The 12,823-nt window shown below is 70.6% G+C and carries 9 protein-coding genes; 5 read left to right on the top strand and 4 right to left on the bottom strand.

What is annotated here, in order from left to right:
• Nucleotides 1–93 precede the first annotated feature (93 nt).
• Nucleotides 94–1,104 (top strand): non-homologous end-joining DNA ligase, encoded by a 1,011-nt coding sequence (gene ligD / locus ACFVX4_RS14145; RefSeq protein WP_389976466.1) that lies wholly within the window; start codon nucleotides 94–96, stop codon nucleotides 1,102–1,104.
• Complete coding sequence (locus ACFVX4_RS14140) at nucleotides 1,101–2,180, top strand: ABC transporter permease (RefSeq protein WP_389975977.1); 1,080 nt, start codon at nucleotides 1,101–1,103, stop codon at nucleotides 2,178–2,180. The genes ligD and ACFVX4_RS14140 overlap by 4 nt, the downstream gene beginning before the upstream one ends.
• Nucleotides 2,181–2,192: 12 nt before the next feature.
• On the opposite strand, the gene ACFVX4_RS14135 is transcribed toward ACFVX4_RS14140, so the two are convergent.
• Together ACFVX4_RS14135 and ACFVX4_RS14130 are read right to left on the bottom strand one after the other, a co-directional pair.
• Nucleotides 2,193–4,349 (bottom strand): OmpL47-type beta-barrel domain-containing protein, encoded by a 2,157-nt coding sequence (locus ACFVX4_RS14135; protein WP_389976463.1) that lies wholly within the window; start codon nucleotides 4,347–4,349, stop codon nucleotides 2,193–2,195.
• A gap of 74 nt (nucleotides 4,350–4,423) precedes the next feature.
• A complete protein-coding gene (locus ACFVX4_RS14130; RefSeq protein ID WP_389975974.1) occupies nucleotides 4,424–6,916 on the bottom strand; it encodes a ThuA domain-containing protein in 2,493 nt (830 codons plus the stop codon).
• A 194-nt stretch (nucleotides 6,917–7,110) separates the two neighbouring features.
• Here ACFVX4_RS14130 and ACFVX4_RS14125 point away from each other — a divergent pair, with 194 nt between their 5' ends.
• Nucleotides 7,111–8,166 carry a multicopper oxidase domain-containing protein gene (locus tag ACFVX4_RS14125; RefSeq protein ID WP_389975971.1) on the top strand — a complete coding sequence of 352 codons (1,056 nt, stop codon included), beginning with the start codon at nucleotides 7,111–7,113 and terminating at the stop codon, nucleotides 8,164–8,166.
• Between the two features lie 49 nt (nucleotides 8,167–8,215).
• Here the strand turns inward: ACFVX4_RS14125 and ACFVX4_RS14120 are convergent, their stop codons facing one another.
• Together ACFVX4_RS14120 and ACFVX4_RS14115 are read right to left on the bottom strand one after the other, a co-directional pair.
• Entirely contained in the window at nucleotides 8,216–10,468 is a 2,253-nt protein-coding gene (locus ACFVX4_RS14120) for a DEAD/DEAH box helicase (protein WP_389975968.1), read from the bottom strand.
• 96 nt (nucleotides 10,469–10,564) lie between these two features.
• The gene (locus ACFVX4_RS14115; protein WP_389976460.1) at nucleotides 10,565–11,347 is read right to left on the bottom strand and encodes an IclR family transcriptional regulator; all 783 of its coding nucleotides are present in this window, start codon (nucleotides 11,345–11,347) and stop codon (nucleotides 10,565–10,567) included.
• 197 nt (nucleotides 11,348–11,544) lie between these two features.
• Between ACFVX4_RS14115 and ACFVX4_RS14110 the strand changes: the two genes are divergently transcribed.
• Together ACFVX4_RS14110 and ACFVX4_RS14105 are read left to right on the top strand one after the other, a co-directional pair.
• Complete coding sequence (locus tag ACFVX4_RS14110) at nucleotides 11,545–11,655, top strand: putative leader peptide (protein ID WP_383967782.1); 111 nt, start codon at nucleotides 11,545–11,547, stop codon at nucleotides 11,653–11,655.
• A 140-nt stretch (nucleotides 11,656–11,795) separates the two neighbouring features.
• Entirely contained in the window at nucleotides 11,796–12,815 is a 1,020-nt protein-coding gene (locus ACFVX4_RS14105; protein WP_389975966.1) for an ABC transporter substrate-binding protein, read from the top strand.
• Nucleotides 12,816–12,823 lie beyond the last annotated feature (8 nt).

Below are 12,823 nucleotides of genomic sequence, written 5' to 3'. Positions count from 1 at the left end.
CGATTCTCACCCAGGAACAGGCGCAAGTCTCCCGATATGCGGCATATGTGAGCTCGGCCTACCGTGACCGTCATGGGTGCAGCGGTGAAAGCAGTGGAGCTCGAAGCCGACGGACGGGCCGTACGGCTCTCCAATCCGGACAAGGTCTACTTCCCGGAGAAGGGTTACACCAAGAGGGACGTGGCCGAGTACTTCCTGGCCGTGGGCCCCGGCATCACCCGCGCCCTGCGCGACCGGCCCACCACCCTCCAGCGCTTCGTGGACGGCGTCGAGGGCGAGTTCTTCTACCAGAAGCGGGCCCCGAAGAACCTCCCCGACTGGATCCGCACGGCACGGATCGCCTTCCCGAGCGGCCGGCCCGCCGACGAGATCTGCCCCACCGAGATCGGCGCCGTCATCTGGGCGGCCAACCTCGGCACACTCACCTTCCACCCCTGGCCGGTCCGCAGCACCGACACCGACCACCCGGACGAACTGCGCATCGACCTCGACCCGCAGCCCGGCACGGACTACGCCGACGCGGTACGGGCCGCCCACGAGCTGCGGTCCGTGCTCGGCGACCACGGGTTGCGCGGCTGGCCCAAGACCTCCGGCGGCCGGGGCATCCATGTCTTCGTCCCGATCGCCCCGGAGTGGACGTTCACCGAGGTCAGGCGCGCCACCATCGCCGCCGGGCGCGAACTGGAGCGCCGCATGCCGGACCGGGTGACCACGGCCTGGTGGAAGGAGGAGCGCGGTGAGCGGATCTTCGTCGACTTCAATCAGACCGCCCGGGACCGCACCATCGCCTCCGCCTACTCCGTACGCCCCCGCCCGTACGCCCCGGTCTCCGCCCCGCTGCGCTGGGAGGAGCTCGACGAGGTCGAACCGCGCGACTTCGACATCAGGACCATGCCGAAGCGCTACGCCGACGTCGGCGACGTGCACGCGGACATGGACGACCACGCCTTCCGGCTCGACGGGCTGCTGGAGCTGGCGGACCGGGACGAGCGGGAACGCGGACTCGGCGACATGCCGTACCCGCCGGAGTACCCGAAGATGCCCGGCGAGCCGAAACGGGTCCAGCCGAGCCGGGCCCGGCACGACGAGGACGGCGATGCATGAGCGCACCCGACCTGGAGCCCGTCACCCCGCACGGGGAACATGCGCGGCCCCCGGCCCGCCGTGACCGATGGGCGGAGTTCAAGGCGTCCCCGTATCTGCCCGCCGTCGTGCTTCTGTTCATCATCGCGGCCGCGGCCGGTCTCTTCGCGGGCTCCTACACGTACGCGATGGCCAACCCGACCCCGCGCAACATCCCGGCCGCCGTGGTCGGCGAGCTCGACACCCCGCGCGACAAGGTCTTCCTCGACCGGCTGGAGGGCGCACTCGACACCTCGCTGGTGCTGCACGAGTACGCCACCGAAGCCGAAGCCCGCATCGCGCTGGAGGAGCAGAAGGTCTTCGCCGTCCTGCGGTCCGAGAACAGCGGGGTCGGCCTGGACGTCGCGAGCGCTTCCGGAGCCTCGGTCGCCCAGTTGCTCGCCGAGTCCACGCTGAAGGTGGGGGAAGCGGCCCATGTGCCGGTGAAGGTCACGGACGTGAAGCCCCTGCAGCGGGGCGACCCGCGCGGCCTCGCTCTCTTCTACATCTCGCTCGCCGCGGTGATCGTCGGGTTCATCGGCGCGATCCAGCTGAGTGTGCACGCCAAGGCGCTGGAGCCCCTGGAGCGGGTCGGGTTCACCGTCGCCTACGCCCTGCTCGGCGGGTTCTCCATCGCCGCCGTGGTGGACTGGCTGCTCGGCTCCGTCGACCTGCCGTTCGTCCAGTCGTGGATGATCCTCGCCTTCACCATGTTCACCACGGGCATGGTCTTCACCATGTTCAACGTCCTGATGGGGCGCTGGGCGATGATCCCCACCTGGGGACTGATGGTGATGCTCGGAAACCCGTCCTCCGGTGGTGCGGTGTCCTGGCCGCTGCTGCCGTCGGTGCTCGGCTTCATCGGCCGCTGGCTCCCCCCGGGCGCCTCGGTCAACGCCCAGCACGCCGCCGTCTACTACCAGGGACACCAGCGGGTCTTTCCGTACCTGGTCCTCGCCGGCTGGGCGCTGGTCTCGTGCACGGTGTTCTGGGTGTGGCGTCACCGGCACCCGGGAGGCCGTGACCACATGCCTCAGCACGCGGCCACGGCCAACTGATCCGAGTCCGGGCTACAGCTCCTTGATCCGGATGTCGCGGTACGAGACCACGTCCGTGGTGCTGTGGACCTGGAGTCCGATGTAACCGGAGGCGTACCGCCGGCCGTCGGTCCCCGGGTCGTCGCCGCGCGGCGGTTCGAAGACCTGACCGCCGTTGTTGTCGAACTCGTTCAGCAGGACACCGTTGCGGTAGATCGAGTAGTGCTGGTCCACCACCCGGATCTCGTAGTCGTTCCAGGTGCCCTTGGGAGTGATTCCGGCGCCGGCCAGACCGATCCGGTCGAAGCCGTAGATCGAGCCGGTCTTGTACATGTCGCCGTCCGGACGGTCGAGGATCTGCACCTCATGGCCGTACTTGATGGCGACCCACTCCGGACGCGACTCCTCCGGGTTGTCATGGACGTTCGGGAAGCGGACGAACACCCCGCTGTTGGCGTTGCCCGCGCCCGGGGCGTCGTCGCGCCACTGGAGCTTGAGCGAGAAGTCGCCGTACTGCCGCCCGGGGAACCAGAGCATGCCCATGCCGTCCACCGAGGTGGAGCTGGTGATGGTGCCGTCCGCGTTCAGCCCGAACTTTCCGCCGCCGACCTGCTGCCACTTGGCGAAGGACGCCGCCGTGCCGTCGAAGAGCTTCTTGTAGCCCTCGTCCTGGCCCGGCCCGCCGATCCCCGACTGCTTGGCCGCCCGGTAGATCTTCTTCTGCTCGCGGGCGTCGATCACACCGGCGGCGAGCAGCTTGTCGAGGACGCCGTCGACGTGCTTGAGGAACAGCGCGTGCGACGACCAGTCCTTCTCGTCCTCGATCAGCTCATTGATCGTGCAGCGGTTGCCCGTGATGCGGTTGGGGACCCCGGTGTCGACCGTGCCGACGATGACGGTGAGCCGCTCGTCGAACTCCGGGCATTTCGGCGCCGGTACGCCCCCGCTCTCCGCGACGGTGAACGACACCTGCTTCGCGACGGAGGTGTTGCCGGCCTTGTCCGTCGCCCGGTGGGCGATGGTGTGATAGCCGACGCGGTCGACGACGACGGTGCCGGTGTACGCGAGGTACGGGCCGCCGTCGAGCGAGTACTCGACCTTGTCCACGCCGGATTCGGCGTCGGTCGCGGTGACCGTCACCTTGGCGCTGGTGATGTAGGCGTTGTCGGAGTTCTTGTCGCCCTCGACCTTCGCGGAGGTCTCCGGCGGGGTCTTGTCCTGCGTCGGCGGCGCGACGACGGTGAAGTCGACCGACTTCTCGGCTGCCGCGTTGCCCGCCTTGTCGGTGGCGCGGTAGCGGATCGTGTGCGTGCCGACCTCGTGCACCATCACGGGCCCGGTGTACGCCTGCCAGGCGCCGTCCGCCCCGATCGCGTACTCGATGGTGTTGACGCCGGACCCGGTGTCGGAGGCGGTCACGGTGACCGTCGCCATCCCGAGGTACTGCCCCTGGTCGTCCTTCTCACCGGACACGGTCGCCGAGGTCTCCGGCGGCGTCCTGTCGTCCGTCGGCGGTGCGGCGACCGTGAAGTCGACCGACTTCTCCGCCGCCGTGTTGCCCGCCTTGTCGGTGGCGCGGTAGCGGATCGTGTGCGTGCCGACCTCGTCGACCACGACCGGTGCGGTGTACGGCTGCCAGGCGCCGTCCGCGCCCACCGCGTACTCCACGGTGTCGACGCCGGAACCGTCGTCGGTCGCCGAGACGGTGACCGTGGCCTGACCGATGTACGCGCCGTCGGCGTTCTTGTCACCGTCCACCTTCGCCGAGGTGCCGGGCGCCGTGGTGTCCTCGCCGCCACCGCCCTCGGTCACGGTGAGGATGCCCTGCATCGCCTCGTGCCCCGGCATGGTGCAGTGGTAGAAGTACCGGCCGGGGGAGAGCGTGACCTCGGCGGTGTGCTTGCCGCCCTGGTCGTCGGCCGGGTTGGCCAGGATGTTCAGCGTGACGTCGTTGTTGAACTCCGGGTCCGAGACGCTGAACGTGAGGGTGTGCGGCATCCCCGTGGTGTTGCCGGTCGCCGCGCTGTTCTCGAAGACGATGGTCGCCTTGCCGGCCACCGCGGTCTTCGGGGCGGACAGATAGTGGTCGATGGGGTCGCCCGCGGTCCAGGTGAGGACCTGATCGGCGGCCGCACCGGCGGGAGTCGCCGTACGGCCGTACGCCGCCGTCGAGGTCAGCCCCAGGACCATCAGGAAGGAACCCAGCAGCGCGAGCCACAGCCGGGCGGGACGGTACCGCTTTCGCGAGAGGACCGGACGATGTCTCACCGCACTGCCGCCTTCCTGGCCAGATCCTCGGCGGCCGGGGTCGGACCGCCGCCCTTGTACGTCACACGCCACAGCGCCGACTTGGAGTCGGAGGTGAAGAAGCCGCGCCCGTAGTCCAGGACGTACAGCGAACCGTCCGGGGCGAACTTCCAGTCCATCAGGTTGCGGATGCCGTCCGCCCCGACCGGGATGATCTTCCGCAGGGACTCGGCGTGCGTGGGCAGACCGCCCTTGCCGACCGTCTTCGGGTCGGTGAGCACGGCGTGGCGGGGCTGGGTGTCGTCGTAGAAGTCACCGACGAACCACTTGCCGTCCCAGTAGGAGGGCCACTTGTCGGCGCTGGTGCTCGCCGCGTCGTACCGGTAGACCGGACCGTTCATCGTGGCCTGGCCGCCGCCCTTGAGCCACGGCAGCAGCTGCTTCTGGTCCTCGACCTTGTAGCTCGGGATGCCGTTCGCGTCGCGCGGGTAGTCCACGCCACCGCCCTGCGGCGAGTACCAGATGGTGTTGGAGGTGACCGGCGGCAGATTCACCAGACCGTCGTTGTTCGGCGACTCGTTCTTCGGGTGGTCGCAGTCGTACCAGCCGAGCGGCTTCGTCGGATCCGGCAGATTGCGGTCCCGGTAGGGCTGCTTGTTGCCCATGCAGTACGGCCAGCCGTGGTTGCCCGCCTTCGTGATCGCGGCGAACGTGTCGTACTTGGCCGGGCCCCAGATGGTGGAGGGTGCGCCCGCATCGGGGCCGACCCAGCCCGCGTACAGCGTGTCCGTCGACTTGTCGATGGAGATCCGGGCCGGGTTGCGCACGCCCATCACATAGATCTCGCCGCGGGTCCTGCCACCGCCCTCGTCCGGCTCCTTGCCGGTGAAGAGGTTGCCCTCGGGCAGTGTGTAGGTGCCGTCGTCCTCCGGGTGGATCCGCAGGATCTTCCCGTTGAGGTTGTTCGTGTTGCCCGCGGTGCGGCGGGCGTCGGCGAACGAGACGCCCTTGTAGTTCGGCTGAGGGTTGTTCCCGGAGTAACCGTCGCTGAAGCCGGAGGAGTTGTTGTCACCGGTCGCGATGTACAGATTGCCCTTGGAGTCCCAGGCCATCCCGCCGCCCGCGTGGCAGCAGCTGTGGACCTGGACGGGCCAGTGCAACAGCACCTTCTCCGAGGACAGGTCCAGCTTGTTCGTGGCCAGGTCCATGGTGAAGCGGGAGACCTGGCGCACCGCCATCTGCTTGTCGCGGTCCAGCTTCGAGTGCGGGGTGTAGTGCAGATACACCCAGCCGTTCTTCTCGAAGTCCGGGTCCAGCTCGATGCCGAGCAGCCCCTCCTCGACCTTGACCAGCTCGTCGCCGCCGCCCTTGTTGCCGAAGATGGTCAGCTCGCCGGCGAGGGTGACCTTCTTGGTCCTGGGGTCGTAGACGTGGATCTGTCCCAGGCCCTTGCCGATGTCCGGGTCGTTCCAGTCGGTGACGACCGGCCTGCTGCTGTCGGCGCCGCCGCGCCCGATGTACAGCACGCGTCCGTCGGGGGCGACGACCAGGCCGTGCGGCTCGCCGATCTGGTCGTTCTGTCCCGGCTGGTTGGGCTGGGTGACGCGCTCGGCCTTGTAGTTGGCGTCGATCGTGGCCTTGCAGTCGGCCTGCGAGATCCGGGTCGTCCAGTTCAGCGCGCCGCGCAGATGGTCGCGGAAGTCGGTCTCAGCGAAGCTGTCGACCGTACCGCCCATCGCCGTGTAGAAGGACCTGCCGCCGTCGTAGTCGCGGCACCAGGAGACCGGGTGGTCCCAGCCGTTGGCACTCGCGCCCGGCTTGTAGGTGATCTCGCGGACGCGGGCCACGGTGTGCACGTCGCCGGACGGGTTCTTCGTCCAGTTCAGCCACTTGTCGGGGCGCTTCCACTCCAGCGGAAGGTTCTTGGTCGCCGGATGCTGCCGGTCACCGATCTCGACCGTCGCACGCTGTACGGAGGTCGGGCTGTTCGCCGCCGGGCGGGCGCCGACCAGGCCGGTGAACCAGTCCGAGTACGGCTCGGTGCGCGCGGCGTCATGGATGCCGAGGAAGCCGCCGCCGGCCTCCATGTACGCCTCCAGACCGGCCTCCTGCTCCGGGTCGAGGACATCGCCGCCGCCGGTCAGGAAGACCACGGCGTTGTACTTGCCGAGCTGCTTGCCCTTGGTGAAGACCGCGGGGTCGTCGGTGGCGACGGTCCTGAACCGGCCGGCCTCCGGGCCGGTGAGGCCGATCTTCTCGATCGCCGCGATCCCGGCGTCGACCGTCGGGGACTCCTCGGTGGCGGAGGCGTGGAACACCAGCACCTTGACGTCGGCGCCGCCCGGCGGCGACGGCAGGGACAACGTTGTCGCCAGGGAGCCCGGCGGCTCCGGATAGGGCCTGGCGTCGGCTGTGCCGGCACCGAGCAGGGAAGCGGTCAGTGCGCCGGCCGCGAGGCCCGCCGCGAGTCCACGTCGCGATCTGGACCGGTGATGTGGTGTGCGCTGCATGTGGTCACCCACCCCTCTTTGGTCACTGCAACAGCGCATGAAGCTAGACCTCTTTTCGCGGTCCGCCAATAGCTATGGCGGCAATTGCACGAACTTTGTCCTGGGTGTGGATAAACGGAGATCCTCCGGCTACGGTGTGGGCCGTCCGGGGCGAGTCGGCGCTCCAAATTCCTTGGCGCAGTGGGGAGTTCGGCATGGACAGAAGGAGCTTCAACCGGCGGATGCTGGTCGGCGGCGGGGTGGCGGCCGCGACCGGCCTGACATCGTTGTCCCTCGGTTCGATCGACGCCAGCTCGGCGGAGCCCGCGCTGGACACCGCCCCGGCGGGCGGTGCGGTCCGCCGTCTCAAGCTGTACGCCGAGAAGCTGGCGGACGGTCAGATGGGGTACGGGCTGGAGAAGGGGAAGGCGTCGGTGCCGGGGCCGCTCATCGAGATCAACGAGGGCGACACCCTGCACATCGAGTTCGAGAACACGGCGGACGTGCCGGTCAGTCTCCACGCGCACGGCGTCGACTACGACATCGCGAGCGACGGCACCCGGATGAACAAGAGCATCGTCGAGCCGGGCGGGACCCGTACCTACACCTGGCGCACCCATGTCGCCGGCCGCCGCAAGGACGGCACCTGGCAGCCGGGCAGCGCGGGCTACTGGCACTACCACGACCATGTCGTCGGCACGGATCACGGCACGGGCGGCATCCGCAAGGGCCTCTACGGTCCGCTGATCGTCCGGCGCAAGGGCGACCTCCTGCCGGACAAGACGATCACGATCGTCTTCAACGACATGACGATCAACAACAAGGGGGCCCACGAGAGTCCGAACTTCGAGGCCACGGTGGGGGACCGGCTCGAAGTGGTCATGATCACGCACGGCGAGTACTACCACACGTTCCACATCCACGGTCATCGCTGGGCGGACAACCGGACCGGCCTGCTCACCGGCCCCGACGACCCGAGCCGGGTCATCGACACGAAGATCGTCGGCCCGGCGGACTCCTTCGGCTTCCAGGTCATCGCGGGCGAACATGTGGGCGCGGGCGCCTGGATGTACCACTGCCATGTGCAGAGCCACTCGGACATGGGCATGGCCGGACTGCTGCTGGTCGCCAAGCCGGACGGCACCGTGCCGGGGTACGACCCGCACGACATGATGGCCCACGGCAAGACGGCACCGGACAAGACGGCACCGGACAAGGCGGCACCCGGGAAGGGCACGGCCGTGCACGACCCGGCGGCACACGGATCCTGAGCCGCCGGTCCGGGGTCCCGACGCCGTCGGGCCACAGGCCCTGACGGCGTCAGCTCTCCGGCACCACTTCCCGGGCCGCCCCGTCCGCCCCTTCCGTCCCGTCCGCCCCGGTCGTCGTGGCTGTGCCGGTCGCGAGGCGCAGCTGTTCCTCCTCGACGATGCGCCGGGCCAGTGCCCCGTCCGACACATCCACGGCGTCCGGCGTCGTCTCGGCGACGTCGCTGCGCCGCGCGTAGAGGTCGAACAGCCGCTCCTTGCGGGCCAGGATGTCCAGCATCCGTTCGTCGACGCTGTCGGCCGCGAGGAGCCGGTGCACCTGGACGGTCCGTATCTGCCCCATCCGGTGGGCGCGGGCCACCGCCTGGTGCTCCATCGTCGGCTTGATCTGCGGTTCGCAGATGATGACGACCGACGCCGACTGCATGTTCAGCCCGACGCCGCCCGCCTGGATCTGGCTGAGCAGAACGGCATGGCCGTCCACGGCAGCGAAGTCGTCGATCAGCCGCTGGCGGCGGGCGGCCGGGAGGCTCCCCGAGAGCGGGCCGAACACGGGTGGTTCCAGGGCCTGTCCGACCGTGTGGAGCACGTCGCGGAAGTAGGAGAACACCACGACCTTCAGGCCGTTGTCCGCGGCCTCGGCCACCAGCTCACGCAGCCGGTTCAGCTTCGCGGACGTGGCGGGCCGGGCATACGCCGCCCGGCGCATCCGCATGAACTGCCCGGCGCCCACCGCCTCGCGGTAGGCGTCGAGATCACCCGGGCTGAATTCCTCCCACTCGTCGACCTGTACCAGTGCCGGGAGTTCGGTCAGCACATCCACCTGGTTGCGCCGCAGATAGGCCGGGGCGACCGCTCTGCGGAAGGCGAGCGAACCGGCGGCTCCATGGGTGGTGTGTATCGAGGGGGCCAGCTCCGGCTGGAGGTGACGGACCAGGCTGCGGAACTCCTCGACACGGTTCTCCATGGGCGTACCGGTCAGGAACAGCACCCGTTCGGTCTGCTGCGTCCAGCCGGACACCGCCCGGGACCGGCGGGTGGTGGGGTTCTTGACGTAGTGGGCCTCGTCGACCACCAGCATGCCGGGCCGCATGCCGCAGTCCGCGGCGGCCGGCAGCGTGTGCAGGGCGTCGAACGTGGTGAGGGCGACCCCGCCGCCGCGACACCATTCGTCGAAGGCGGACTGCCGCTCGGGGCCGTGCACCGGCAGGGTGCGCAGCGTGGAGCGGGCGCGGACCTCGCGCGCCCAGTTGATCAGCACGCTCGCCGGGCAGACCACCAGGAAGTGCGTCTCGCCCCGCGCCGAGAGATGCGCGAGCGCGGCGATGGCCTGGACGGTCTTGCCGAGCCCCATCTCGTCACCGAGGATCACCCGCTTCTGCGCGAGCGCGAACCGCGCGCCGAACGACTGGTAGCCGCGCAGCGAGACGCGGAGATGGGCGTCGTCCAGCCGCAGACCGCGCACCCGGTCCGCCATCCCGGACGGCAGGAACCCCTCGGCCGCGTCCCGGTCGGGGCCGGTTCCGGACATCTCGGCGAGCAGGCTGTAGTACTCGGCGGACCGCAGCTCGAAGTCCACCAACGCCGCGAGGTCCGACTCCGGGGCCCGCAGCAGATCGACCGAGACCTGCCCGAACAGCAGGGGCAGCTCGCGTCCCTCCGCTTCGGCGACGGCGGTCCGCACCTCGGTGACGGCCTCCAGCGCCAGGGAGCGGGCCTGCCGCCCGGTGAACAGCATGCGCAGCCGTCCCCGCGCCGGTCCCGCGGCGGCCAGCAGGGGTTCGAGGCGCCCGACGAGCCGGCCCGCCGCGTCCACGGCCCGCCGGACATCGGGGCCGGCGTCGACCAGCCGGTGCAGTGCGACGACCAACGCGGTCGTGGCGTCGTCCGGGGCATCCACGTCTATCCGGACCGCGACCGTGTCCCGCACCGCGTGGGCGATCTGCCCGGCCGCGGCCAGCGCCTGGTCGGCGGTCTGCGCGCCGACCCCGGGGATCTGCCGCAGCTCGTAGCGGTTGGCCTCGTGGACCTGGCCGACGGTGGTGAACCCGGCCTGCTCGACCGCGCCGAGCCGTAGCCTGCCCTCGGTGACGTCCTTGAGCCGGGAGGCCGGGATGGCGGCGAGCTCCCGGCTCACGAGCGAGTCGAGCAGCGGCTTCAGCGCGGTGTGCACGGCATCGACGGCGCGGGTGTGATCGGCCAGCACGGCGCGCGCGGTTTCCAGCAGCAGCCCGGCCCGCGTCAGCAGCTCCCGGGCGGCCCTTCCCGTGGGCGCCCCGTCCTCCGTCGGTCCGGCCTGTGTCATGTACGTCCCTCTGTCCGCGCAGCCCGGCTGCCGTCCTGCCCGGCACCTGCCCGGACGATTCCTATCGTGCCACGCGGCACCGACAGTCCCGGCTGCTCAGGGCGCGGGCGGCCGGCGCTCGGCCGGGGAGAGCAACAGGACCTCCAGGGCCCGAGCGCAGGAGCGGGCCTGTGCCAGGAACCAGTCGGTGCGTGCGTCCGTGATCACGGTCGGTGTGGCCCGGACCGCCAGGGCGAAGCGGGCATGGCCGGCGCCGTCCAGGACCGGGACCGCCAGGGTCCGCACCCCGTGGGCCGACTCGCCGTCGTTGAGCGCGTAGGCGTCGGACCGTACCTTCGCCAACTCGGCCTCCAGGGCCGCCGGTTCGACGATCGTACGGTCGGTGAACGCGGGCAGCGGAGGCAGCGAGGAGGGCCCGCCCTCGCCCGGCCTGGCCCAGGCCAGCAGGACCTTGCCGAGCGCGGTGGAGTGCAGCGGTCTGCGCAGCCCCACCTTCGGCGTGACCGAACCGCCCGCGACGATCACCGCATGGGGGCCGCTGCGCAGCGCCAGGTCGGCGGTGGCGCCGGTGCGCTCGGCGAGATCGGTCAGCTCGGGGGCGGCCAGATGCAGACCGCGCTGGTGGTACGAGAGCCTGCCCAGCTCGGTCACGGCGGGGCCCAGCCGGTAGCGGGACGTACGGGCGTCCTGTTCCAGGAAGCCCGCGCCGAGCAGGGTGCGGGCCAGGCGGTGCGCCGTGGAGACGGAGAGCCCGAGGCGGCGGGCGAGGTCGGAGGCGCTGACATCGGGGCCGTTGTCGTGGAAACAGTGCAGGACGTCCAGGGCGCGCTGTACCGCCTGCGCGCCGCCGGGAGCACGCACTGTCGCGGCCTCGGTCATATCGGTCCACTCTCCGCTCGTGAGGGGATGGCGGGGCATGTGATTGCCACATTACGGGAGTTGGGGATCCGGGAAGCTGCGTGGCGAAACACTGCGTTCACACCGAATCCCACATCATGGGAAGCGAGTTGTGGGGCGGCCTCGGCGCGTGGCAGTCTGCAGCACGTCATCATCGACGAGCAGAAGGGAGCAGTGCCATGGCCGGTCGCCGAACCGTGACCCCCGCCCACGCCGCTCCGGTCCTGCTCGCCCTGACGCTGCGTCGTCACATCGACCTGGCGCGGGTCTCCAGCGCCGCCTGTCGCTGACACCCTCCCTTCCTTCGCGTTCCCTTATCTCCCTCCGCCGCGTTCCGGCGCGGCCGGGGCCTTCGGCCGTACCCGGTGTCCGCATCCCGGCGTACGCGCCACGACACCCTCCGCTTCGCCGACCCCTCGGGAAGACCCCCATGACGCATGCCGTCCTGCCCCGGACGCTCTGGTTCACCCGCTGTCCCGTCCCCACCGCGACCGGCATCGCCGCCGACCGCCGGTGGCTCACCGAAGAGTTCGCCCCCGACGGCATCACGGTGCGGTCCCTCCAGGACGCCGCGCCCGACGCCGACCGGGCCGCCCACTTCACCCACGCCCTGCCGGGCCTGTTCCGCGAAGGCGGCAACGTGCCTGCCCTGTGGGCCCGTTCACGCGGGGAGCGGACCCGGCTGATCGGTCTCACCTGGATCGAGGAACGGCAAGCCGTACTCGTCGGTCCCGGCTCCGGAATCCGGGGCGTCGAGGCCCTGCGCGGGCTGCGGCTCGCCGTTCCCGTGCACGACATCGCCATCGACTTCTGGCGGGCCATGGCCCTGCGCGGCTTCGAGGGCGCGCTCGCCGCCGCCGGACTCGCACCGGACGACGCCACGTTCGTCGACGTACCGGCCGCCGGACACCCGGGCCAGTGGGCCGCCGAGCTGGCGGCGCTGCGGCGCGGTGACGTCGACGCCGTGTACGTGAAGGGTGCGCTGGCCGTCGAGGCCGCCCGGCGGGAGGGCGCCGAGGTCGCCGTCGAACTCGACGAACTGGCCGACCGCCGGTTCCGGATCAACAACGGCACCCCGCGCCCCATCACCGTCCACCAGCAGCTCCTCGACGACCACCCCGGCCTCGTCGACCGCTTCCTCGCCGTCCTGCTCAGGGCCGCCGACTGGGCCACCGGACAGCCCGCCGAGGTCGCCCGGATCCTCGGCGCCGAGACCGGCGCGGGCGCCGACGGAGTCGCCGGGGCCTACCGGCCGGGCACCCATCTCACCCTCCATCCCGATCTCTCCCCGGACCGCCTGGCCCTGCTCGCCGAGCAGGAGGCCGGGCTGCGCGCCCACGGCTTCCTGCCCGAACCCGTCGACATCACGGCCTGGGCCGACCTCGAGCCGCTGCGCCGCGCCACCGCACTGGCCGCCTCCCGCGCCACCCACCGCGTTCCCGCCCCCTGAGCTGTGAG

The organism is Streptomyces sp. NPDC058240, from assembly GCF_042882135.1.
Lineage (GTDB): Bacteria > Actinomycetota > Actinomycetes > Streptomycetales > Streptomycetaceae > Streptomyces.
Note: the sequence above shows the minus strand (reverse complement) of the source record. Positions and strands in the feature narration are given on the sequence as shown.